This window comes from Sphingomonas lutea (assembly GCF_014396785.1).
GTDB classification, from domain to species: Bacteria; Pseudomonadota; Alphaproteobacteria; order Sphingomonadales; family Sphingomonadaceae; genus Sphingomicrobium; species Sphingomicrobium luteum.
In genome coordinates this window covers 140,952-164,250 of the sequence record NZ_CP060718.1, presented here as the reverse complement: position 1 = coordinate 164,250, position 23,299 = coordinate 140,952, and the positions used below count along the sequence as shown (strand labels likewise).

14 protein-coding genes and 2 pseudogenes are annotated in these 23,299 nt (G+C 66.7%); 6 read left to right on the top strand and 10 right to left on the bottom strand.

The annotated features are described in order from the left end of the window. Positions 1-10 precede the first annotated feature (10 nt). The gene (locus H9L13_RS00780; RefSeq protein WP_187538170.1) at positions 11-1,756 is read left to right on the top strand and encodes an AMP-dependent synthetase/ligase; all 1,746 of its coding nucleotides are present in this window, start codon (positions 11-13) and stop codon (positions 1,754-1,756) included. Between the two features lie 2 nt (positions 1,757-1,758). Here the strand turns inward: H9L13_RS00780 and H9L13_RS00775 are convergent, their stop codons facing one another. From H9L13_RS00775 to H9L13_RS00745, 7 genes and pseudogenes are all read right to left on the bottom strand, one after another. Beyond that, positions 1,759-2,172 carry a DUF6491 family protein gene (locus tag H9L13_RS00775; RefSeq protein ID WP_187538168.1) on the bottom strand — a complete coding sequence of 138 codons (414 nt, stop codon included), beginning with the start codon at positions 2,170-2,172 and terminating at the stop codon, positions 1,759-1,761. 49 nt (positions 2,173-2,221) lie between these two features. Continuing rightward, a complete protein-coding gene (gene gloB / locus H9L13_RS00770) occupies positions 2,222-2,941 on the bottom strand; it encodes a hydroxyacylglutathione hydrolase (protein WP_187540006.1) in 720 nt (239 codons plus the stop codon). Beyond that, the gene (locus tag H9L13_RS00765; protein ID WP_187538166.1) at positions 2,941-3,357 is read right to left on the bottom strand and encodes a VOC family protein; all 417 of its coding nucleotides are present in this window, start codon (positions 3,355-3,357) and stop codon (positions 2,941-2,943) included. Before H9L13_RS00765 ends, gloB begins: the two co-directional genes overlap by 1 nt. Positions 3,358-3,362: 5 nt before the next feature. Further along, positions 3,363-4,061, bottom strand: a complete 699-nt coding sequence (locus H9L13_RS00760; protein WP_187538164.1) for a tetratricopeptide repeat protein — start codon at positions 4,059-4,061, stop codon at positions 3,363-3,365. Next, a pseudogene (locus H9L13_RS00755) lies at positions 4,058-4,860 on the bottom strand (alpha/beta fold hydrolase). The gene H9L13_RS00760 and the pseudogene H9L13_RS00755 overlap by 4 nt, the downstream one beginning before the upstream one ends. Then, positions 4,803-5,366 carry an uL30 family ribosomal protein gene (locus H9L13_RS00750; protein WP_187538162.1) on the bottom strand — a complete coding sequence of 188 codons (564 nt, stop codon included), beginning with the start codon at positions 5,364-5,366 and terminating at the stop codon, positions 4,803-4,805. Before H9L13_RS00750 ends, H9L13_RS00755 begins: the two are co-directional and overlap by 58 nt. Positions 5,367-5,434: 68 nt before the next feature. Beyond that, the gene (locus H9L13_RS00745) at positions 5,435-5,875 is read right to left on the bottom strand and encodes a hypothetical protein (protein WP_187538160.1); all 441 of its coding nucleotides are present in this window, start codon (positions 5,873-5,875) and stop codon (positions 5,435-5,437) included. 195 nt (positions 5,876-6,070) lie between these two features. On the opposite strand from H9L13_RS00745, the gene thrS reads away from it, so the two are divergent. The 3 genes from thrS to H9L13_RS00730 all read left to right on the top strand — a co-directional run bounded on the left by thrS (position 6,071) and on the right by H9L13_RS00730 (position 12,012). After that, positions 6,071-8,080 (top strand): threonine--tRNA ligase, encoded by a 2,010-nt coding sequence (gene thrS / locus H9L13_RS00740; RefSeq protein WP_187538158.1) that lies wholly within the window; start codon positions 6,071-6,073, stop codon positions 8,078-8,080. A 167-nt stretch (positions 8,081-8,247) separates the two neighbouring features. Then, positions 8,248-8,751, top strand: coding sequence for a translation initiation factor IF-3 (infC, locus tag H9L13_RS00735; protein WP_235091035.1), 504 nt, complete (start codon positions 8,248-8,250; stop codon positions 8,749-8,751). A gap of 192 nt (positions 8,752-8,943) precedes the next feature. Beyond that, positions 8,944-12,012 carry a TonB-dependent receptor gene (locus H9L13_RS00730; protein ID WP_280528169.1) on the top strand — a complete coding sequence of 1,023 codons (3,069 nt, stop codon included), beginning with the start codon at positions 8,944-8,946 and terminating at the stop codon, positions 12,010-12,012. Between the two features lie 135 nt (positions 12,013-12,147). Here the strand turns inward: H9L13_RS00730 and H9L13_RS00725 are convergent. Next, positions 12,148-14,873 (bottom strand): annotated as a pseudogene (locus H9L13_RS00725) ([protein-PII] uridylyltransferase). An 88-nt stretch (positions 14,874-14,961) separates the two neighbouring features. Between H9L13_RS00725 and H9L13_RS00720 the strand changes: the two are divergent. Then, complete coding sequence (locus H9L13_RS00720) at positions 14,962-16,119, top strand: aspartyl/asparaginyl beta-hydroxylase domain-containing protein (RefSeq protein WP_187538154.1); 1,158 nt, start codon at positions 14,962-14,964, stop codon at positions 16,117-16,119. On the opposite strand, the gene mutS is transcribed toward H9L13_RS00720, so the two are convergent. Further along, positions 16,116-18,707, bottom strand: a complete 2,592-nt coding sequence (gene mutS, locus H9L13_RS00715) for a DNA mismatch repair protein MutS (protein WP_235091031.1) — start codon at positions 18,705-18,707, stop codon at positions 16,116-16,118. The two genes, H9L13_RS00720 and mutS, sit on opposite strands and share 4 nt — an antisense overlap. Before the next feature lie 137 nt (positions 18,708-18,844). On the opposite strand from mutS, the gene H9L13_RS00710 reads away from it, so the two are divergent. Further along, positions 18,845-21,139, top strand: coding sequence for an NADP-dependent malic enzyme (locus tag H9L13_RS00710; protein WP_187538152.1), 2,295 nt, complete (start codon positions 18,845-18,847; stop codon positions 21,137-21,139). A gap of 38 nt (positions 21,140-21,177) precedes the next feature. Here H9L13_RS00710 and H9L13_RS00705 read toward each other — a convergent pair whose 3' ends face one another. Then, positions 21,178-23,268 (bottom strand): RelA/SpoT family protein, encoded by a 2,091-nt coding sequence (locus H9L13_RS00705; protein ID WP_187538150.1) that lies wholly within the window; start codon positions 23,266-23,268, stop codon positions 21,178-21,180. Between the last annotated feature and the right edge of the window lie 31 nt (positions 23,269-23,299).

Sequence of the window (23,299 nt, the reverse complement as noted above, 5' to 3'; positions counted from 1 at the left end):
AGGGAAGAGCATGGCGCGCCAACTCGAACATTTTCCGAACCTGGTGACGATGTTCCTCACGCGCGCCGAGGAGAAAGGCGACGCGCCCTTCCTGTGGGCCAAGCGCAATGGCCAGTGGCAACCGATCACCTGGACCGAAGCGTCGCGCCAGGTTGCCGCGATGGCGGCGGCACTGAGGGACATCGGCATGAACCCGGGCGACCGTGTTGCGCTGGTCAGCGAAAATCGCCCCGAATGGCTGATCGCCGACCTCGGCATCATGGCCGCCGGTTGCGTCACGGTGCCGACCTACACGACCAACACCACGCGCGATCACGCGCATATCCTCGGCAACTCCGGGGCACGGGCGGTGATCGTGTCGACGCAGAAGCTGGCGAAGACCTTGATCCCCGCGGTCGTCACATCGTCCGAATGCCATCACGTCATCGGCATGGAGGACATCCGCACAGGCCAGGCGCCGGAGGAGCTGCAATTTTATCATTGGGACGAACTGGTCGCCGGGCCGAGCGACGTCGGCGAAATGCGCGAACGAGTCGCGTCGGTCGCGCGCGACGCGCTGGCGTGCATCATCTATACCAGCGGCACCGGCGGGGCACCGCGCGGGGTGCAGCAGCATCACGGCGCGATCCTCCACAACGTCGAAGGCTGCATCGACATCATCTCGACCGACTTCGGCTGGGAGGACGAGATCTTCCTGTCCTTCCTGCCGGCCAGCCATGCCTACGAACATAGCGGCGGCCAGCACTTCCCCGTCGCGCTCGGCGCCCAGATCTACTACGCCGAAAGCCTCGAGAAATTGGCCGCCAATATCGAGGAGGTGCAGCCGACGATCATGGTCGTCGTCCCGCGGCTGTTCGAAATGCTGCGCACGCGCATCATGAAGACGATCGAAGCCAGCGGCGGCCTGTCACAATATCTGCTGCGGCGCGCGCTCAAGATCGGCAACGACCGTCACGAAGGCGGAGTCAAACCGTGGGACCTGCCGATGGACGGCATCCTGTCGCTGACGCTGCGGCGCAAGGTCAAGGCCAAGGTCGGCGGGCGGACCAAGGCCTGGGTGTCGGGCGGCGCGCCGCTCAATCCCGAAGTCGGCAATTTCTTCCAGTCGCTCGGGATCACCTTCCTCCAGGGCTACGGCCAGACCGAGGCTGGGCCGGTCATCAGCTGCAATCGGCCAAGCGCCGGGATCCGCCATGAAACGGTCGGGCCGCCGGTCAAGAATTGCGAAGTCCGAATCGCCGACGACGGCGAGATCATGGTCCGCGGCGAAAATGTCATGCACGGCTATTGGCGCAATCCGGAAGAAACGGCGCGTGTGCTCAAGGACGGGTGGCTCGCCACCGGCGATGTCGGCCATTTCGACGCCAAGGGCCGCATCTGCATCACCGACCGCAAGAAGGATCTGATCGTCAACGACAAGGGCGACAACGTCTCCCCGCAGCGGATCGAAGGGATGCTGACGCTCCAGCCCGAAATTGCGCAAGCGATGGTTTATGGCGACCGCCGACCGCACCTCGTCGCTTTGCTTGTGCCCGATCCCGAAATCGCCGGGTTGCCGGATGTGCAGCAGCGGCTCCAGCGCGCGGTCGACCGCGTCAATTCCGACGTCTCGATCCTCGAACGCGTGCGCCGCTTCATCGTCACGCAGGACCCCTTCACCATCGACAATGAACAGATGACGCCGTCGATGAAGATCCGGCGGCACGTTATCGGCAAAATCTACGGCGAGCAGCTCGACGCGCTATACAAGCGCTAGGGTCAGCGCCCCGTGGTGAAGGGGATGAAGTCCCCGAACGAGCAGGCGCCGATGTTCGTCCGGCTCGTCATGTCCAGCACCTGCGCGATATCGCCGCGGCACAGGCTTGTGCCGGTGGTCTGAGTCACCAGCGTGCCGCGCATGGGGCCAAGGCCGTTGCACGGGCCGTTCATGTTGTTGATGTAGACCCGGTTGCGGCCGTCGCGGAAGGCAACGACATTCTCGTTGACCACAACCATGTCGCGAGACCGCCAGTTGGACAGGCAGCTCATCGGCGGCCCAGCCACCTTGCCGGCCGTAAGCGATGCAAGCTTGGCTTGGTCGCGGGCAGCGGCCGCGGCGACTTGCTCCGGCGAAGCCGTCGCGCATGATCCCAGCCCGGCGGCGGCGATCAGCAATAAGGGAACGGTTCTCATCTCAACCTCCTTGGCGCCCATGAGCGCCTCCACGAAGCGCCTTGGCGGCTTAACGGAAGCTGTCCTTGGCCGCCCGAAGCGCTGCGAATTCCGCCGCGTTCGATGCTCGAACGAAGACGTTGGTGTCGCGTTCCTCGGCTACCGTCGTGGGCAGGGTGATCTCCCCGCGCTCGCGCAGCGCCTCGATGCGCGACAGGCGCTCGGCAATGTCCGCATTGCCGGGGTCGGCGTGCGCTGCGAAACGCGCGTTGGACAGCGTATATTCGTGCGCGCAATAGAGCCGCGTGTCCGGCGGCAGGTTGGCGAACCGCCGAAGGGATTCGAACATCTGCTCCGGCGTTCCCTCGAACAGGCGGCCGCAGCCCATGGCGAACAAGGTGTCGCCGACGAACGCGGCGCCCGCCTGTTCGAAGACGATCGCGATATGGTCGAGCGTATGGCCGGGCACTTCGATGACTCGTCCGGAATGCCGTCCAATGCGGACGCTGTCGCCTTCGCGCAGCACGACGTCGCGGCCGGGGATGCGGTCGGATGCGGGGCCGGAGATGGTTGCGTCCGTGGCCGCCTTGACCGCCAGATTGCCGCCGGTGTGGTCGGGGTGCCAGTGCGTGTTCCACACCTGCCCGATGGTCCATCCCCGCCGCTGTGCCTCGGCCAGCGCCGGCGCCGCGTCGCCCGGATCGACCACCGCCGTCTCGCCGCTGTCGGGATCATGCACCAGCCAGATGTAATTGTCGGCAAAGGCCGGGACGGAGACGATCTCCAGCATCACCATTCGCCCGTATTGGGCATCGACGCCCACGGCTCGGCGGGTTCCAGCGCGCCACCCTTTTGCAGCAATTCGACCGAGATATTGTCGGGCGATCGGACGAAGGCCATGCGCCCGTCGCGCGGCGGGCGATTGATCGTTACGCCGCCCTCCGCCAGCCGCTGGCAGGTCACGTAAATATCGTCGACCTCGTAAGCGAGGTGGCCGAAGTTGCGGCCGCCGCCATAGCCCTGCTCACCCCAATTGTGCGTGAGCTCGACCTCGCCGCCCGGATCGCCGGGGACGCCGAGGAAAATGAGCGTGTACTTGCCCGCCGGGACGTCGAAGCGTCGCCGCTCCTCGAGGCCGAGCAGCTTGAAGAAGCGGATGGTCGGCTCGGGGTCGCTGACCCGAAGCATCGAATGAAGAAAGCGCATATGCGCTACTTAGGCGTTTGCGCCTGCGATTTCACGACCGGCGTGACGCCCATCATTTCGACCGCCTTCGCCGCCGCCTTGCCGATCGGCCCATTGGGGTCGTTGCCCGCCGCGCGCATCCAGTAGCTGCGCGCCTGGTCGGCATTGCCCAAGAAGTCCGCGACATGCCCCGCTTCGAACAGCACGGTCGGGTCGTTCGGCGCCAGCGCAAGCGCCTTGCCGATGGCCGATTGCGCGACGGCGCGATCGCCCTCGCGGATCGCGAGCGCGGCGGAAAAATACCAGTAGAAGGGGTCTTGCGCGATCAGCGGCTCGGCCATCTTGAGGCGGGCGCGCGCTGTCGCGAGGTCGTTCTGCGCCTCCGCCGCGCGGGCGCGATCGAGCAGGGCCTCGCCACGCTGCTCGGCGACAAGCGACTTGCCGGCCAGCGCACGGTCGAGCGCGAATGCGGCCTTCCCCGGCTGGCCCGCGGCGATCCACATGTTGCCCGCCGCGGCCAGCGCAAAGTCCGCGCGCGGGCCGGCCGAAGCCGCCGCTTTCTCGAACTCGGCGGCCGATTCGGCAAAGCGTCCGCTGCGTGAATATTCGGTCGCCAGGCACAGTTGCGCTTCGGTCCCGGATCGCGCCGCGCATTCGACCTGGCCGATCACCTGGCTCGTGGTCGGCGCGGCGGCGGCAAGCAGGAAAGCGACGGGCAGGATCAAGACGGGGGCTCCACTAGGCTGGCGACGGTGCGCAGGATCGCATCGATCTCATGCGGCTCCGACAGGCGATGGCCGCCCCCTTTGACGGTCAGCAACTGGACATCGGCTGAACGAAGCTGGCGCATGGTCCACAAGGCGATGTTGAGCGGGACGTCGCGATCCGCCTCGCCGTGGATCAGCCGCACCGGCAATCGACCGCGATCGGACCATCGAGCAGGCGCAGCGCCTCGCCCGATTGCCAGAAGGCGCGGGTGGTGATCGAGGGCTCGGGCCCGTACGGATTGTCTTCCACGATCCGCCCGCGCGCTTGGAGCTCGGCTTTCTGCGCGGGCGTGAAGCCCCATTGGGTGAAGTCGGGCGCAGCGGCGATGCCGACCAGCGCGGCCACCCGGTCGGCGCGGCGCAGCGCGAGGTGGAGCGCGATCCATCCGCCCATCGACGACCCGACCAGGATCACGGGCCCGCGCGTCATCTGGTCGAGCACGGCGATCGCTTCTCCGAGCCAGGCCGTCAGCGTGCCATCCTCAAAGGCGCCGGGGCTCGACCCTGTCCCGGAATAGTCGAAGCGCACCATGGCCATTCCGCGCCGCTCGGCAAAGGCGTCGAGGGCGATCGCCTTCGACCCTTCCATGTCGGACGCATAGCCGGGCAGGAACAGCAGTGTCGGACCAGCGCCCGCGCGGGCGCGGACGGCAATAAGCCGGCCCGCGGCGTCGATGTGCTGGATATCGGGCTGCGGCACTATCGCGAAGTCGCCGGCACGCTCGCCGCTGCTTGCGCCACCGATCCGCCGGGCCATTGCGCGATCCGCGCGCGATTGTCGGCGGTGACTTTCATCAGGAACGACTTGGGCTTCTTCATCAGTGCCGGGACGGGCGGGGCTTCAAGCCCCAGCGCTGCGGCCATGTCGGCAACGAAATAGACGCAGTTGCGGCTGTTCAGTCGGTAATTGGGCTGCGTCGCGGTGCGCCATTGGTCGACGCGCGCCAACACCGCCTGATATTCCGCGTCGGTCAGGCGCAGCGTGAAGTGCTTGTCGCTGCGCGCGACATAGTCGGGCTTCACCGTTTGGATCATGCCCTTGACCGGACCCATCAGGATCGACGGATTGAGGCGCACCGGGGTGAATCCGTAATTGGTGTCGACGACCTCGCCCGTTGCGTCGACGGTGCCCGTCAAGCGCACATAGGCATGCGGAAAGGTTGAAGCGAAATCCTTGGAGTAGAAATGAATGTCGATTGCCGCGGCGGCGGGGCTGCACCAGCCGGCGCAAAGGATCGCCAGGCAGACAGGGGCAAAACGCATGATAAGGTTTCTACCATTGCAAAAGCGGGGCCGTCATTGCTGACGGCCCCGCTGAAGTCACACCTCAATCAGAGGACTTCGTCATCATCATCGTCGTCGTCGCCGTCCCTGACGAGGAGGTAGATGAGGACGCCCGCGGCAACGGCACCCAGGACGATCCAGGTGGTCGATCCCTTGCCGCCGTCGGGACCCATGTTGAGCCTCTTGTCCTTGTCGAGGTTCGCCAGGTCGAAGCTCGCGAATTCGGCCTTGGCCAATTTGATTGACTGGTCGGTCCGCGCGAAGCGCAGGTCGGCCAGCTTCATCTGCCGCGTGGCGATCCTGTTGTCGGACGTCAGCGTGTTCGTCCGTTGTCCATAAGCCAGGGTGAGACCGGCCGATGCCTTCTTCGCCTTATAGCGCTGCTCGCCGATCGGCACCTTGAGGTTCAAGCTCGCGGTCATGCCGAGCGGGGCTTGCGGCCCGTCCATATAGGCTTGGGCATAGGCGGGTGAAATCGAACCGAACATGAGCGCAGTTGCTACGGACGCTGACAAGATTCTTTTGATCATCATCATCTCCCCCTGTTGGGTCACCACAGGCGCTTCGGAGTCGAAGCTCCCGACCGTAACACATTTCTGGGAGATTAACGCGCGCGATTTCGCGCTGCGGGTGAGCGCAGTCAGGTTGAGCCTTTGGGGCGCGCTCGCTAGATGCGCTGCACAATGACCAAGATGTTCAAGATCGCGCTTCCCGACGGTTCGGTTCGGGAAATGCCGCAGGGGTCGACCCCGGCCGACGTCGCCGCCGCGATCGGGCCGGGCCTCGCCAAGGCCGCGCTCGCGGCGCGGGTTGACGGCGAGGTGCGCGACATCATGCGCCCGTTCGAAGGCGACGCGAACCTCGCGCTGATCACCAGCCGCGATGAAAAGGACGCGCTCGAACTGGTGCGCCACGACTATGCGCACGTCCTCGCCGAGGCGGTGCAGAACCTCTACCCCGGCACGCAGATCACCTTCGGCCCGGCGACCGACGACGGTTTCTATTACGACTTCGCGCCGACCGCTGAGCGCGGCCCCTTCACCGAAGAGGATTTGCCGGCGATCGAGGAGGAGATGCGGCGCGTCATCGCCGCCGACAAGCCGCTGGTGCGCGAAGTGTGGGACCGCGCCCGCGTCCGCCAGTTCTTCATCGACCATGGTGAAAGCTTCAAGGCCGAATGGGTGATGGAGCTGCCCGAGGGCGAGCCGATCACCATGTACAAGACGGGGCATGGCGAGGCCGACTGGATCGACTTGTGCCGCGGCCCGCACCTCGCCTCGACCGGAAAGCTCGACCCGCAGGCGTTCAAGCTGACGCGCGTGTCGGGCGCTTACTGGCGCGGCGATCCCAAGAACCCGATGCTCAGCCGAATCTACGGCACGGCGTGGCTCAACAAGAAGCAGCTCGACGCGCATCTCGTCCGGCTCGAGGAAGCGGCCAAGCGCGACCACCGCAAGCTGGGGCAGGAGATGGACTTGTTCCACCTCCAGGCCGAAGCGCATGGCAGCGTCTTCTGGCATCCCAACGGCTACATCATCTGGCGCGAGCTCGAGGCCTATATGCGCCGTGCCATCGACGCTGCGGGCTATCGCGAGGTCAAGACTCCGCAGATCATGGACGCGCGCCAGTGGGAGCAGAGCGGCCACTGGGGCAAATATCGCGAAAACATGTTCATCGTCCCCGACGAAATTCCGGGGACGGACGAGGATGCGCCGGTGCTGTCGGGTCAGGCCGACCTGATGGCGATCAAGCCGATGAACTGCCCCGCGCATGTGCTCATCTTCAAGCAGGGCATCACCAGCTACCGCGACCTTCCGCTGCGCATTTACGAGAACGGCTGTTGCCACCGCAACGAACCGCACGGCGCGCTGCACGGGTTGATGCGGGTGCGCCAGTTCACGCAGGACGATGCGCACATCTTCTGCCGCGAAGACCAGATCGTCGACGAAGTGAAGGCGTTCTGCGCGCTCGCCGATCGCATCTACCAGGATTTCGGCTTCACCTATTCGATCAAGCTTGCGCTCCGCCCCGACCAGCGCTTCGGCAGCGACGCGGACTGGGACCTGGCCGAAAGCGAATTGCGCAACGCGGTTGTCTCGGCCGGCCTCGCCACCGAGCAATATGGCTGGGAAGAATTGCCGGGCGAGGGCGCCTTCTACGCGCCCAAGCTCGAATGGCACCTGACCGACGCCATCGGCCGCACGTGGCAGGTGGGAACGATCCAGTCCGACCGCGTGCTGCCCGACCGTCTCGACGCGACCTATGTCGCCGAGGATGGTGAGCGGCATCGCCCGATCATGCTCCACCGCGCGATCTTCGGCAGCTACGAACGCTTCATTGGAATCCTCATTGAACATTATGCCGGCAAATTCCCGCTGTGGCTGGCGCCGGTCCAGGCGGTGGTCGCGACGATCGTCTCCGACGCCGACGATTATGCAAAGGACGTGCTGAGCCGGCTGAAGGCCGTGGGCCTCCGCGCCACGGCCGACCTTAGGAATGAGAAGATCAACTACAAGGTGCGCGAACATTCGCTGAAGAAGGTCCCGCTGCTCCTTGTCGTCGGCAAGCGCGAGGCCGAGGAAGGCTCCGTCGCCCTGCGCCGCCTCGGCAGCGACGAGCATCAGAAGATGATGACCCTCGACGAAGCGGTGGCGATGATCACCGCCGAGGCAGTGGCACCGGATCTGCGCTGACGGCGTTGACGACTCCGCGCCACAGGTTGCGGCAAAAATGACTCAGTTGGCTTGCCGAACCTTTTCTTCCGCCGTTCGAGCGCCTAACTCGGCACGCTCAACGACCACCAGGAGACCACGCTATACCACCGCCCTATCCGCGCCGAGGAATGGCGCCGCCGCCACAAATGAGCGGCCCTCGCTACAATGAGTTCATCCAGTCCCAGAAGGTCCGGGTGATCGACGAAAACGGCGAAAATCTGGGCGTGATGTATACGCGCGAAGCGTTCGAGCAGGCGCAGGAAGTGGGCCTCGACCTGGTCGAGATTTCGCCCAATTCGGATCCGCCGGTCGCCAAGTTCCTCGATATCGGCCGCTACAAGTACGAAGCGCAGAAAAAGGCCAACGAGCAGCGCAAGAAGCAGAAGACGCAGGAGATCAAGGAGATCAAGATGCGTCCGAACATCGACGACCACGACTATGACACCAAGATGAAGAAGGTGTTCGAGTTCCTTGAGGAGGGGGACAAGGTGAAGGTCACGATGCGCTTCCGCGGCCGCGAAATGGCGCATGGCGAGCTCGGCATGGCGGTCCTCCGCCGAGTTCAGGAGCAGACCGCGGAAATGGCCAAGATCGAAGCGCACCCGCGCATGGAAGGCCGCCAGATGCTGATGGTGCTCGCGCCGAAATAGGCCTCTCACAGGGCGCCCTGCGCGGCCATCCCGCGGATGATCCGCGCGTGGCCCTTACTTACACTGCTGTTGCAAAATGGCTGCAGCCCTCAGCAATTCACTCGTTGCGGGGGCGAACCGCTTCCGTTGCGCAATCTTCGCGACTAGCCTCCCCGGCAGAGGGCGTTCGACACGCTTCAAAGGGGAGAGATCATGTTCCGCAAATCTGTCTGGCTGCTTTCGGCAGGTATGTTCGCGATTTCCGCGCCAGCCTTCGCGCAAACGCCCGCACCCGAAACCGACACCGATCAAACCTCGGCACAGCCGGCGCAGAGCTCCACGGCCGAAGCCGCGGCGGTGGACTTGCAGGCCGTCGAGCCGCAGGAAGACGCCACGGGCGGTGAGATCATCGTTACCGCCACGCGCCGCAACCAGGCGCTGTCGGACGTTCCGCTTGCGGTCAGCGCGGTCACTGCCGAGCAGCTCGAGAACACCGGCGCGTCGGACATTCGTCAGCTGCAGCAGGTGTCTCCCTCGCTGCTCGTCTCCTCGACCCAATCGGAAGCCGGCGCATCGCGCGCCAACATCCGCGGCATCGGCACCGTCGGCGACAACCCCGGCCTCGAAAGTTCGGTCGGCATCTTCATCGACGGCGTCTATCGCAGCCGCGTCGGCGCCGGCCTGACCGAGCTGGGCCCGATCGAGCGTGTCGAAGTGCTGCGCGGGCCGCAGGGCACCCTGTTCGGCCGCAACACCTCCGCCGGCTTGATCTCGATCATCACCGCGCGCCCGCTGTTCGAGCCGATGGCCCACGCCGAAGTGTCGTTCGGCAATTACAGCATGCGCCGCCTCGAAGCGGGCGTCACCGGTCCGCTGTCGGATACGATTGCGGCGCGCATCGACGGCGTGTCGATGAAGCGCGACGGCTTCGTCAACGACCTCATCTCCGGCCGCGACGTCAACGACCGCGACCGTTTCCTGCTGCGTGGCCAGCTGCTGTTCCAGCCGAGCGATGATTTGTCGGTGCGCGTGATCGGCGACATCGCCAAGCGCGACGAGGAATGCTGCGCTGCTCCCTATCTTCCTGCGCGCGATTTCGTGGGCGGTTCGGGTGAGCAGCCGTCGACGTTCAAGCCGCTGATGGAAGCTTTGGGCGCGATCGTCCCGGACGATCCCTTTGCGCGTGACGTGGTGATCTCGCCGGGCCGCAGCTATCGCGGCGACGTCAGGGACTGGGGTCTGTCGGCCGAGGCGGTCTATGATTTCGGCGGGGCGGAGCTGACCTCGATCACCGCCTATCGCGACAATGACCTCAAGCGCGGCACCGACGTCGATTATTCCAACCTCGACCTCGTTTACCGCCCCGACGACGGCACTGCGACCAATCGCTTCAAGACGTTTACGCAGGAACTTCGGCTTCAGGGCGAAGCCTTTGGGGGCCGGCTCGACTGGCTGGTCGGCGGTTATTACGCCAATGAGCGGCTGCGGAGCCGCGACAGCCTTCGCTACGGCAACGATTACGGCCGGTTCACCAACTGCCCGGTGGCGTACAATTTCGCCGCATCGCCGTTGGTCCCGGACAATATTGTCGACCCGACAGGCGTGAATTGCTTCAACCAGGCGATTGCGGGCGGCGTCAACGCCAGCCTGATCGCGGGGTTCGGGGCGACCCCGCCTGGCCCGGCGCGGGATGCGATCCTGCAGCAAATCCAGGTGCTCAGCGCGTTCGCTCGCTTGAACAACGCGGCCTTTCCGTTCTTCCCGGTGAACTTTGCACTTCCGGTCTTCGGCGACAGCGGGTTTGAAAACCTCGCGCTCGCCAATCCGGCCGCTCCGGACTTCCAGTTCGAAAACGCCGGCTTCATCGACGACTACCGCCAGCGCAGCAACAATTTCGCGATCTTCACGCACAACATTTTTGAAATCACTGAGGGGCTGAAGCTGACGGTCGGCCTGCGCTACACGACGGAAACCAAGCGGCTCGACGCCGAGTTGACCGACAACAACATCGGTTGTGCGGTCTACACGGGAACGGCGCTGGCGCAGCTGCCGTGTCTCAACCCGAGCGTCGCCGGCGGCAGCCTCGACCTCGACGGCAAGCGCAAGGAAAGCAAGCTCTCCGGCACTGCCGTCATCAGCTACAAGCCGACCGACAACCTGCTGACCTATGCGAGCTATTCGCGCGGCTACAAGGCGGGTGGCTTCAACCTCGACCGTTCGGCGCTCAACCGCGACCGTTCGTTCAACACGTTCGGCCAGATCGTCGCGGGACAAGTCTGCCCCGCGTCCGGAACGCTGCCGACCCCGGTCCCGGGCGCGCGCCCCGGCTGCGTCGACTTCGCCAGCTCGGACCAGCTCGAATTCCTGCCTGAAACCAATGACGCGTTCGAACTCGGCGCGAAGTTCAACGGGCGGATCATCGACGTCAATGTCGCCGTCTTCCACCAGTTGTTCCGCAACTTCCAGCTGAACACGTTCAACGGCGTCAACTTCATCGTCGAGAACATCAACAGCTGTTCGGATGACCTTGGCGGCCTCGATTCGGACAACGTTACGGTTGTCGGCGGCGTGCCGACCGAAACCGGGGCGTGCACCGGCGACACCAGGGCCGGCGTCAAGTCGCGCGGCATCGAGTTCGAATTGTTCTCGCGGCCTCTGCCGGACGTGAACTTCAACCTCGGCGTGACCCTGTCCGACACCAAGTATCGCGACAATCTGGTTGGCGCCGGCGGCCGTCCGCTGACCACGGCTCTGTTCCAGCTGCCGGGCGAGCGCGTCTCGGGCGCGGCACTGTGGACGGTGACCTCGTCGATCGGCTGGACCCCGCGCATCACCGACAGCGGCATCCGCGGCCTGATCTACGCCGACATGCGGCACCAGTCGAAGTTCAACACCGGTTCGGACCTCGACCTTGAAAAGGTCGAAAATGGGTACACGGTCGTCAACGGCCGCATCGGCCTGCGCGGTCCGGAAGACCGCTGGGGGGTCGAGCTGTGGGCGCAGAACCTGTTCGACGCCAAGGTCAAGCAGATCGCCTTCGATGCCTTCGCGCAGGGCAATTGCACCGAGCGCGGTGCCGAGCGCAGCTTCTGCAGCCCGACCTACGGCGTCAATCGCGCCAACCAGCTGTTCGGGGTCTTCCTGGGCGAACCGCGTCTGTACGGCATCACGCTGCGCACCAAGCTTGGCTTCGCGCGTCCCGCCGTTGCTGCGCCGCCGCCCCCGCCGCCGCCCCCGCCTCCTCCGCCCCGGCCACGCAGACCTGCCCGGACGGGTCGGTGATCCTCGCGACGGATGTCTGCCCGGCGCCGCCGCCGCCCCCGCCGCCGCCGCCGCCGGCGCCGGAACGCGGCCAGTAAGGTCGAGGAATGATGAAGGGCTCCGCAGGCGACTGCGGGGCCCTTCGCACATCCGACGTCAGGCGGCCTTGGCTTCGGCGCCCTCGCTCGCTGCCGCCAGAAGCCCCTCGCGCAGCCGGGCCATGTCGGACTCGTCGAGCTTCTTCCCGTCGGCCCGCGACAGATAAAAGACGTCCACCGCGCGCTCGCCATACGTGGCGATATGCGCCGAATGGATGCGGTGGCCTTGCTGGTGGATCGCCCGCGCCAGTCCGGCGAGCAGCGCCGGCCGGTCGCGCGCATTCACTTCGACCACCGTTGTCCGTGTCGAGGCGCGGTCGGCGATGGTCACCGACGGCGCGACGCGAAAGGCGGCGTCGCGCCCACCGCGCGCCTGCGTCACCGGCAGGGGCGGCGCGTCGCCGCCGGCCAATGCCGCCTCGACGGCCTTGACCAGCCGCGTCCGCAGCCTGCGGTCGGAATAGGCCTGCCCGCGCCCGTCGAGGACGAGGAGGTTGTCGAGCGCCAGCCCGTCGCGCGTCGTGTGGATTCGGGCGTCGATGATGTTCGCGCCCGCCGCGGCAAGGCCCGCGCAGATGCGGTAGAACAGGCCTTCGCGATCGGATGTGAACACGCTGACTCGGGTCGCGCCGCTGTCGGGATCGTCCTCGACCACCACGCTTGGCTTGGCCTCGCCGATGCGCGCTTCAGCGGCGGCGACCTGCCGCGCATTGGCCGTCTGCCATGGCAGCGGCTCGGCCAGCCAGTAGCTGTCGGGCAAGCGCCGCGCATGGGCGCGGATCGCGCTCGCCTTCCAACCCAGCGCATCGGCCAATTCCGCCTGCCGCCGCGCGACCATCTCGGCGCGGCCATGCTGCTTGTGGCCCAGGCGGAGGCGCTCCTCGGCGGCTTCGAATAGGGTCCGCAGCAAGGTGCGCTTCCAGTCGTTCCACACCCCTGGCCCGACCGCGCGGATGTCGACCACGGTCAGCACCAGCAGCAAGCGCAGCCGCTCGGGGCTTTGCACCTGGTGCACGAAATCCTCGATCGTCTTGGGGTCGGCCAGGTCGCGCTTGAACGCCGTCGCCGACAGCAGAAGGTGATAGCGGACGAGCCAGGCGACGGTCTCGGTCTCCGCCGCGTCGAGGCCAAGGCGCGGGCACAGCTTCAGCGCGATCTCCGCGCCCAGCACGCTATGATCGCCGCCGCGCCCCTTGGCGATGTCGTGCAACAGCACCGCGACGTAGAGAAGCCGTCGCGACCCGATCTGCTTCAGGATCGCGGTCGACAGCGGATGATCCTGCTTAAGGTCGCCGCGCTCGATCGCCGCAAGCAAACCGATGGCGCGGATCGAATGCTCGTCGACGGTATAATGATGATACATGTCGAACTGCATCTGCGCGACGACGCGCGCGAAGTCGGGCACGAAGCGGCCGAATACGCCCGCCTCGTTCATCCATCGCAGCACCAGTTCGGGCTTGTTGATGCAGGTCAGCACCTCCAGGAACAGCTGGTTGGCGCGCGGATCGTCGCGCACCGCGCGATCGATCAGCGCGGCATCGCGCGCCGCGGCGCGCATCGCGCTCGGGTGGATTTCCAGCTGCTCGCGCGCCGCCAGCGCGAACAGCTCGATCAGCCGCACCGGGTCGCTCTTGAAGTAATTGTCGGACGGGATCGACAAGCGCCCGCGGTCGAGGACGAGGCCGGCAAGGCGCTTGGGCCGCCGCCGGATCGTCGGCAGCGCGAAGCGGAAGCCGGACTTGCCGAGCTGCTCGTCGAGCTGGGCCAGGAACAGCCCGGTCAGGTCGCCGACCGCGCGCGCATTGAGGAAGTAGAAGCGCATGAACCGTTCGACCGCATTCTTGCCCGGGCGGTCGGCATAATTCATCAGCGCCGCAATCTGGCGCTGATGCTCGAACCCCAGCCGCTCCTCTGCACGGCCCGCGAGCATGTGCAGGTGGCAGCGCACCGCCCACAGGAAGCGCTCGGCACGGTCGAACTTGCGATACTCCGCGGCGCTCAGCAGCCCGGCGCCGACCAGTTCCGACGGATGCGCGACCCCATGCACATATTTACCGATCCAATAGAGCGTGTGGAGGTCGCGGAGCCCGCCCTTGCCGTCCTTGACGTTGGGTTCGACGACGTAGCGGCTGTCGCCCATGCGCACGTGCCGCGCGTCACGTTCGGCCAGCTTGGCGGCGACGAATTCCGCCGCCGTGCCGGTGACGACCTCCTTGCGGTAGCGCGCCATCGCGGCGTCGAACGGCGCGGAATCGCCCCAAATCCAGCGGCTTTCGAGGAACGCCGTGCGCACGGTCATATCCGACTTGGCGAGATCGATCAGTTGATCGATCGATCGGATCGAATGGCCGACCTTCAGCTTGAGCGCCCACAGCAGGTGCAGAACGGCCTCGGCAGCTATTCCTTGCGTATCCGTGGGCGCACCGGGGGTCAGGAACATCAGGTCGACATCGCTGAACGGCGCCATCTCGCCCCGTCCCGTGCCCCCAGGCCGACTAAGGCGAAAGTGTCGCCGGATGTGTCGGCGACATCCCGCGTTACGAAGTCGAAGGCCAGGCGTACGATCTGGTCGTGAAGGAAGGCGGTCGCGCCGGCAACGGACCGGCCATCGCTGGGGTCGCGGGCAAACCTCGCGGCAACCTCCTCGCGACCGGCGTCGAGCGCCGCGCGGAGAACGGCCACCGCGGCGTCGGCATCTTCCACGACGGCAAGGCGCGCCGCGACCGTGCGCCGGTCGATGACCGCGCGCGGTTTGGCAATCGAGTCGAACCCTGGCCCATTCATGGCCGCATCTTGCCCGCTGCGCGTCCTCTGCCCAAGGCCTTTCCCCTCGCATTGGCGCTTCGCGGGCGGATGGCTATAGGCGCGGGCCATGCAGATGACCTCCACGACCATGGAAGACGAAGCCCGCCGCGGGATCGGCGCGCTTCAATCGGGCGATTTCCGTACGGCGCGCGCCGCGTTCGACCGCGTGACGCAGTCGGGCAGCGCATCGCCGCAGGCATGGCTACTGCTCGCCCAATCGTGCGACGGCCTCGACGACCGTCCCGCGGCTCTGACCGCGCTCGACCGCGTGCTTGCCGTCGATCCCAGCAATCCGTTCGCCTTGCTGATGAAGGGCGACATTTACGCGCGTGATGGGGACGACCGCGCGGCGGTGTCCTTCTACCGCATGGGCATGCGGCGCGCGGCCGAGCTCGAGGCTTTGCCCGGCGACCTGCACCAGCGCGCCGACCGCGCCCACGCCTTCCTCCAGCAGGCCGAGGACCGCTTTCGCAAGCAGCTCGACGACGTGCTCGCCAGCCGCGGCATTTCCGCGCCGCCGCGCCGGTTCGCGCAGGCGATGGCGATCGCCGCGGGCCAGCAGCCGGTGTTCCTGCAGGAACCGACCAATTTCTACTTCCCCGAGCTGCCGCAGATCCCGTGGTACGACCCGGCGCAATTTCCCTGGGCGGCCAAGCTCGAAGCCGCGGTGCCCGAAATGCGCGCGGAGATCGAAGCGGTGCTTGCCGGCGAGCAAGGGTTGGAGCCTTATGTCCAAGCCGACGAGGACCGCGCGTCGCGCGGGCACAGCCTGCTGGGGGACGCGCGGTGGAGCGCCTTCCACCTCTACAAGCAGGGCGAGCGCGTCGAGGAGAATGCCAGCCGCTGCCCGCGCATCATGGAATTGCTCGACCTGCCGCCGATCCCGCGCATCGCGCGTCGCTCGCCGATGGCGCTGATTTCGATCCTCAAGCCCGGAACGCACATCCCGCCGCACAACGGCATGCTCAACACCCGGCTGATCTGCCACATTCCCTTGATCGTGCCGCCCGGCTGCCGCCTGCGCGTCGGCGCCGAAATTCGCGACGTGGTCGAGGGCAAAGCGATGATCTTCGACGACAGCTTCGAACATGAAGCGTGGAACGACGGTGATTCGGCGCGCGCGGTGCTGCTGTTCGAAATCTGGCGGCCCGAGCTCGACGAGGACGAGCGCACCGCGCTCACCGCCATGTACGAAGCCGTCACCGGCTACGGCGCGGACGATTAATCGAGCCGCAGGCGCTTGAGCCGGTAGAGCGCTTCGAGCGCTTCGCGCGGCGTCAGCGAATCGGGATCGATCGCGTCGAGCGCCTCGGCCAGCGCATCGGGTGCGCCTTCGGGCTCGGCAGCTGCGGCGAATAGCGGCAGATCGTCGAGCCCGGCGGCGATCCCGCCCGTCGCATCGCGCCCCGCCTCGAGCTTGGCCAGCACCGACTTGGCGCGCGCCACGACCGCCGGCGGCAAGCCCGCCAGCTTGGCCACGGCAATGCCGTAGCTGCGGTCCGCCGCGCCGTCGGCGACTTCGTGGAGAAGCACCAGGTCGCCCTTCCATTCGCGCGCGCGCACGTGGTGCAGCGACAGCGCATCGAGCCGGCCGGCGAGCCGCGTCAGCTCGTGATAATGGGTCGCAAACAGGGTGCGGCAACGCACGTCGTCGTGCATCGCCTCGACCACCGCCCAGGCGATCGCCAGCCCGTCATAGGTCGAGGTGCCGCGCCCGATCTCGTCGAGGATGACGAGGCTGCGCGGGGTCGCCTGCGCCAGGATCGCGGCGGTCTCGACCATCTCGACCATGAACGTTGACCGCCCCCGCGCAAGGTTGTCCGACGCGCCGACGCGGCTGAACAGCCGATCGACGATCCCCAGCTTGGCGCGGCTGGCGGGCACGAAGCTCCCGGCTTGCGCCAGCACCGCGATCAGCGCCGCCTGGCGCAGGAAGGTCGACTTGCCCCCCATGTTGGGCCCGGTGATCAGCCACAGTCGGTCGTTGGGGCCAAGCGCGACATCATTGGCAACGAACCGCTCGCCGCTGCCCGAAAGCGCGCTCTCGACGATCGGGTGGCGCCCGCTTGTCACCTCCATGCACGGCTGGTCGGTCAGCTGCGGCATCGCCCAGCCGCCCTCGGCCGCGCGCTCGGCATGCGACGCTGCGACGTCGATCCGCGCGATGGCGTCGGCGGTGGCGGTGATCTGCCGCGCCGCCGCGACCGCGGCCTCGGTCAGTTTCTCGGCATGCGCGGCTTCGGCGGCGAGCGCGTGCGCGCCGGCCTCGATCACCCGGCTCGCCTCGGCGTGGAGTTCAGGAGAGTTGAATCGCACCACCCCCGCAAGCGTCTGGCGATGGGTGAAGCCGCTGTCGGGCGCCATCAGCCGGTCGGCGTGGCGCGCCGACACTTCGACATGATAGCCGAGCACGGCGTTGTGGCGGATCTTGAGCGACGACACGCCCGTCGCCTCGCGATAACGGCTCTCCAGCGCGGCAATCGCGCGCCGCCCGTCTGACGACGCCTCGCGCAACGCGTCGAGCGCGGCGTCGTAACCGGTCGCGATATAGCCGCCCTTGGAAGCGTCGATCGGCGGCGATTCGACCAGCGCGCGGGCGAACTCGTCGATCAGCGCATGATGCCCGGCCATCCGCGGCAATAGCGTGTCGAGCAAATGCGGGCGATCGCCCTGCGCCTCGATCTCCTGCTTGAGGCTCGCAGCCGCCGCCAGGCCGTCGCGCAATTGCGCGAGGTCACGCGGGGAGCCGCGTCCCGCCGCGAGCCGGGCCAGCGCGCGCGCGACATCGGGCATCGCCTTCAGCGCGTCGCGCACGCGGGTGCGGCGGATGGCGTCTTCGTGCAGCCAGGCGACGAGGTGAAGCCGCGCTTCGATCGCCGCGCGGTCGGTCAGCGGCGCGGCGATATCCTCGCACAGCATGCGTCGCCCGCCCGCGCTCTGGCAGCGGTCGATCTCGCCCAGCAGGCTGCCCGCGACCGATCCGCTCGCAGAGCGCGTCAGCTCGAGGCTGTCGCGGCTCGCGGCGTCGATCGCCATGTGCCCGCTGCGCGCGATCCGCCGCGGCAGGTCGAGCAGCACGCCCGCATCCTTCTGCGTCGCGTCGAGGTAGGTCAGGAGGCCGCCCGCCGCGGCGAGCTCCGCGCGCGACGGCGACCCCACGCCGTCCAGCGTCGCCAGCCCGAACCTGGCTTTCAACGCCGCTTCACCCGCCAGGCTGTCGAAGCCGCCCTTGCCCGGCGCCGCGCGCACGCCCGGCACCTTGCCCTGGGCGATCGTCTCCGCCGGGCCGAGACGCGCCAGCTCCGACGTCAATTCGCCAACGCCGCACGCGATCAGCTCGAACCGCCCCGTCGAAATGTCCGCGGCGGCGACGGCATAATCCTCGCCCGCGCGGCCGATCGCCGCCAGCCAGTTCGCCGACGCGCTTTCCAGCAAGCTGTCCTCGGTCAGCGTCCCTGGGGTGACCAGCCGCACGATCGCGCGGTCGACCAAAGCCTTCGATCCGCGCGCCTTGCGTGCTTCGGCCGGGCTTTCGGTCTGCTCGGCGATCGCCACGCGATGCCCCGCCTTGATCAGCCGCGCGAGGTAGGAATCGGCCGAATGCACCGGCACGCCGCACATCGGGATCGGCTCGCCCGCATCGGCGCCACGCTTGGTCAGCGCAATGTCGAGGCACGCCGCCGCGACCTTGGCGTCGTCGAAGAACAATTCGAAAAAATCGCCCATGCGGTAGAACAGCAAGGCATCGGCCGCTTCCGCCTTTAGGCGGTGATATTGCGCCATCATCGGCGTCGGTGCGTCGGCGCGGGCCATGGGCTAGGGTTAGCCACTTCGGCGCCCCGCACAAACCGTTTCGTTCGTCCTCAAGCGAAGGCCGAAGACTTCGCTGCGCTCCGCTCAGGACGAACGGTAGGGGTGACGGAAAGGAGGTGAACGGCTAACTCCCCGCCATGTCCGAAAGCAACGTCAAATATACCGAAGCCGAAGCGCTCGAATTCCACGCGCGCGGTCGTCCCGGCAAGCTGGAGATCGTCGCGACCAAGCCGATGGCGACCCAGCGCGACCTCAGCCTGGCTTATTCGCCCGGCGTTGCCGTGCCGGTGCGCGCCATCGCCGAAGATCCGGGCACCGCTTACGACTTCACTGCCAAGGGCAACCTCGTCGCCGTCATTTCCAACGGCACCGCGATCCTCGGCCTCGGCAATCTCGGCGCGCTCGCCTCCAAGCCGGTGATGGAAGGCAAAGCGGTGCTGTTCAAGCGCTTCGCCGACGTCGATTCGATCGATATCGAGGTCAACACGCAGGACTGTCAGCGCTTCATCGAATGCGTCGAACTGCTCGAGCCCAGCTTCGGCGGAATCAACCTCGAGGACATCGCCGCTCCCGACTGCTTCGTGATCGAACAGACGCTGAAAGAGCGGATGAACATCCCGGTCTTCCACGACGACCAGCATGGCACCGCAATCATCACCGCCGCCGGCCTGATCAACGCCTGCGCGCTCACCGGCCGCGAGTTCAAGGATATCAAGGTTGTCGTGAACGGCGCCGGGGCCGCGGCGATTGCCTGCACCGAATTGATCAAGGCGATGGGCGTTCGCGGCGACAACGTCACCATGTGCGACCGCAAGGGCGTCATCCACAAGGGCCGCACCGACCTCGACCAGTGGAAGTCGGCCCACGCCATCGACACGCCAGCGCGCGACCTTGCCGATGCCTGCGTCGGCGCCGACGTCTTCCTCGGCCTATCCGCCGCCGGCGCGCTCAAGCCCGAGATGGTCAAGACGATGGCCGACCAGCCGATCATCTTCGCAATGGCCAATCCCGATCCCGAAATCCGCCCGGAGGAAGCGCATGCGGTGCGCCCTGACGCGATCCTCGCCACCGGCCGCTCGGACTATCCCAACCAGGTCAACAACGTGCTCGGCTTCCCCTTCATCTTCCGCGGCGCGCTTGACGTACGCGCGACCGCGATCAACGATGAGATGAAGATCGCCGCCGCCGAAGCGCTGGCCGAGCTGGCGCGCGAGCCGGTGCCCGAGGAGGTCGCCGCGGCTTACGGCGGGAAAGTGCACAGCTTCGGGCGCGATTACATCATCCCCGCCCCGTTCGATCCGCGGCTGATGGAGATCGTCGCCTCGGCCGTCGCCGAAGCCGCGATGCGCACCGGCGTGGCGCAAAAGCCCGTCGCCGACATCGAGGCCTATCGCCATCAGCTGCGCTCGCGGCTCAACCCGACCGTGGCGGTGATGACGCTCGCTTACGAAGGCGCGCGCGCCAACCCCAAGCGCGTGCTGTTCGCGGAGGGCGAGGAGCCCAACGTGCTGCGCGCCGCGATCGCCTTCAAGGAAGGCGGCTATGGCACGCCGGTGCTGGTCGGGCGCGACGAGGTGTACGATCAACTGAAGGAGCTCGGGGTCGACAACCCGCAGGAGTATGAAGTGCTCAACAGCCGCAATTCGCCGCTGGTCGGGCGCGCGGTCGAGCACATCTACCAGAAGCACCAGCGCCACGGCCTGCTGCGCCGCGAGATCGAGCGGATGGTCAACCAGGATCGCAATTATTTCGCCGCGGCGATGCTTTCGCTGGGCGAAGCGGATGCGATGATCACCGGCACCACGCGCCCGTTCAGTCAGTCGCTGCGCCAGGTCCGCACGGTGATCGACGATGCGCCCGAAACCACGCCGTTCGGGGTCAACGTCATCGTCGGTCGCGGCCATACCGTGCTCATCGCCGACACCGCGGTGACCGAGCGCCCGACGGCCGAGCAATATGCCGCAATTGCAATGCGCTCCTCGGCCTTCGCGCGGCGCATGGGGCTGGAGCCGCGCGTCGCCTTCATCAGCTACACCACCTTCGGCAACCCGCCCGGCGTCCATATCGAGGAGTTGCGCGGCGCGGTGAAGCTGCTCGACGGCTTCCACACCGATTTCGAATATGAAGGCGAAATGGCGCCCGACGTCGCGCTCAACTATGAAATGCAGCAGCGCTTCTATCCGTTCAGCCGCCTGTCGGGCCCGGCCAACATCCTCGTCATGCCCGGCCTGCAATCCGCCAGCGTGTCGACCAAGCTGCTCAAGGAACTTGGCGGCGAAAGCGTGCTTGGGCCCTACATGCTAGGGCTCGAGCTCCCGGTGCAGATCGCGCCGATGACCGCCAGCGCGTCCGACCTCGTCATGCTCGCCGTCCTTGCCGGCGGCGACGCCCATGCCCGCCAGAAGCGGGAAAAGGGGCGGGTGCAGGTCTAGCTTTCGCAAGAGCTCCGCTCCCCCAAGCGGGGAGGGTCTCAGATCCGCTCGACGCTCGACACGGGCTCGGAGTCGCGCAGCGCGGCGATGATGGCGTGGAGGTGCGCCAGGTCGTGCACTTCGATGTCGAGGTGGAACGTGTGGAAATTGCCGTCGCGATGAACCAGCGCGAGGTTGATGATGTTGGCGTGCTTGGCGCCGAGGATGCCCGACATGGCGCCGAGCGCGCCCGGGATGTCGCGCAGGATCACCGCCAGCCGTGCCGCGCCGCCGTCCGAGCCTTCGCCCCACGCCAAATCGAGCCAGTCGGCATCGATCCCGCTTGCTAGCGTGTCGCAGCCGATGACATGGACTTCGATCCCCTCGTCCTCGCGCCGCAACCCCACGATCCGATCGCCCGGGATCGGATGGCAGCAGCTCGCCAGCTGGTAGGCGACGCCCGGCGTCAGTCCCTTGATCGAGATCGCCTGCCGCTGGCCGAGCGGGCGCGGCGCGACATCGCCGCCCGCCGATCCCGGCATCAGCGCTTCCATCAGCGCTTCGTCGCTGACCCGCTTGCGGGCGATGGCGATCATCAGTTCGTCGTCATTGTCGATCTTCAGTTTCTTGAGCGCACGCTTGTGCGCCGCGGCGTCGAGCTCGGCCGGCAGCCGCGCGACGATCTCCTCGTGGATCTTGCGCCCCAGCTCGATCGTCTCCTCGCGCTCCTTGTGGCGGACGAAGCGGCGCACGCCTGCGCGCGCCTTGCCGGTGGCGACGAAGCGCAGCCATGACGGCTGCGGGTGCTGCGCCTCGGACGCCAGGATTTCGACCTGGTCGCCATTCTCCAGCATCGTGCGCAGCGGCACAACGCGGCCGTTGACCTTGGCCCCGACGGTGCGGTCGCCAAGGTCGGTGTGCACGGCATAAGCGAAGTCGACCGGGGTCGCGCCCTTGGGCAGCTGGATCAGCTCGCCCTTGGGGGTGAAGGCGAAGATGCGATCCTGGTACATCGCCATCCGCGTATGTTCGAGCAGCTCTTCGGGGCTCTCGGCATGGTCGAGGATCTCGACCAGGTCGTCGACCCACGGCACATGCAGGTCGGCGGCCGGCTTGCCTTCCTTGTAGGCCCAGTGCGCGGCCAGCCCGCGCTCGGCCTGCTCGTGCATCGCCTTGTCGCGGATCTGGATTTCGATGCGCATCTTGGAATCGTGGATCACCGACGTGTGCAGGCTGCGGTAGCCGTTGCGCTTGGGCGTCGAGATGAAGTCCTTGAAGCGCCCCGGGACCATCGGCCAACGGCCGTGGATCAGGCCCAGCGCGCGATAGACGTCGGCGGCATCGTCGACGATGATTCGGAACGCCATCACGTCGGACAGTTGTTCGAAGCTGATGTGCCGCTCGGCCATCTTCTTCCAGATCGAATAGGGGTGCTTCTGCCGCCCGCGCACCTCGGCCTCCAGGCCATTGTCGGCGAGATAGAGCTGGAGCCCAAGGCCGATCCGGTTGACCAGGTCGCCGCCCTGTTCCTGCAGCTGCTTGAGCCGCCGCGTGATCGAGGCGTAGGCGTCGGGCTCGATCTCGCGGAACGCCAGCGTCTGCATCTCGGTCATCATTTCGTACATGCCGATCCGCTCCGCGAGCGGGGCGTAGATATCCATCGTCTCCTTGGCGATTCGGCGGCGCTTGTCCTCATTGGGGATGTGATGGAGCGTGCGCATGTTGTGCAGCCGGTCGGCCAGCTTGACCAAAAGCACGCGGATGTCGTCGGATAGCGCAAGCAGGAACTTGCGCAGATTCTCCGCCGCGCGCTCATTTTCCGACTGCGCCTCGATCTTCGACAGCTTGGTGACGCCGTCGACCAGCCGCGCGACGTCCTTGCCGAACAGCTTCTCGATCTCTTGCGGGGTCGCCAGCGTGTCCTCGATCGTGTCGTGGAGGATGGCGGTGGCGATCGTCTGGTCGTCGAGCTTCAGGTCCGTGAGGATGCCCGCGACCTCGATCGGATGGCTGAAATAGGGATCGCCCGACGCGCGCACCTGGCTGCCGTGCGCCTTCATCGAGAAGACGTAGGCGCGGTTGATCAGACCCTCGTCGGCGTCGGGGTCGTACGACCGGACCTTCTCCACCAGTTCATATTGGCGCAGCACGCGCTTAAAATGGGCGGAGCACCCGCCATTG

What these genes read in the sequence shown, in the direction of transcription:
- H9L13_RS00745 (WP_187538160.1), bottom strand. Translation starts at nt 5,875, where the DNA reads ATGTTCGGTTCGATTTCACCCGCCTATGCCCAAGCCTATATGGACGGG.
- gloB (WP_187540006.1), bottom strand. Translation starts at nt 2,941, where the DNA reads ATGCTGGAGATCGTCTCCGTCCCGGCCTTTGCCGACAATTACATCTGG.
- H9L13_RS00775 (WP_187538168.1), bottom strand. Translation starts at nt 2,172, where the DNA reads ATGAGAACCGTTCCCTTATTGCTGATCGCCGCCGCCGGGCTGGGATCA.
- H9L13_RS00750 (WP_187538162.1), bottom strand. Translation starts at nt 5,366, where the DNA reads ATGCGTTTTGCCCCTGTCTGCCTGGCGATCCTTTGCGCCGGCTGGTGC.
- H9L13_RS00720 (WP_187538154.1), top strand. Translation starts at nt 14,962, where the DNA reads ATGCAGATGACCTCCACGACCATGGAAGACGAAGCCCGCCGCGGGATC.
- infC (WP_235091035.1), top strand. Translation starts at nt 8,248, where the DNA reads ATGAGCGGCCCTCGCTACAATGAGTTCATCCAGTCCCAGAAGGTCCGG.
- H9L13_RS00730 (WP_280528169.1), top strand. Translation starts at nt 8,944, where the DNA reads ATGTTCCGCAAATCTGTCTGGCTGCTTTCGGCAGGTATGTTCGCGATT.
- H9L13_RS00765 (WP_187538166.1), bottom strand. Translation starts at nt 3,357, where the DNA reads ATGCGCTTTCTTCATTCGATGCTTCGGGTCAGCGACCCCGAGCCGACC.
- thrS (WP_187538158.1), top strand. Translation starts at nt 6,071, where the DNA reads ATGACCAAGATGTTCAAGATCGCGCTTCCCGACGGTTCGGTTCGGGAA.
- H9L13_RS00780 (WP_187538170.1), top strand. Translation starts at nt 11, where the DNA reads ATGGCGCGCCAACTCGAACATTTTCCGAACCTGGTGACGATGTTCCTC.
- H9L13_RS00710 (WP_187538152.1), top strand. Translation starts at nt 18,845, where the DNA reads ATGTCCGAAAGCAACGTCAAATATACCGAAGCCGAAGCGCTCGAATTC.
- mutS (WP_235091031.1), bottom strand. Translation starts at nt 18,707, where the DNA reads ATGGCCCGCGCCGACGCACCGACGCCGATGATGGCGCAATATCACCGC.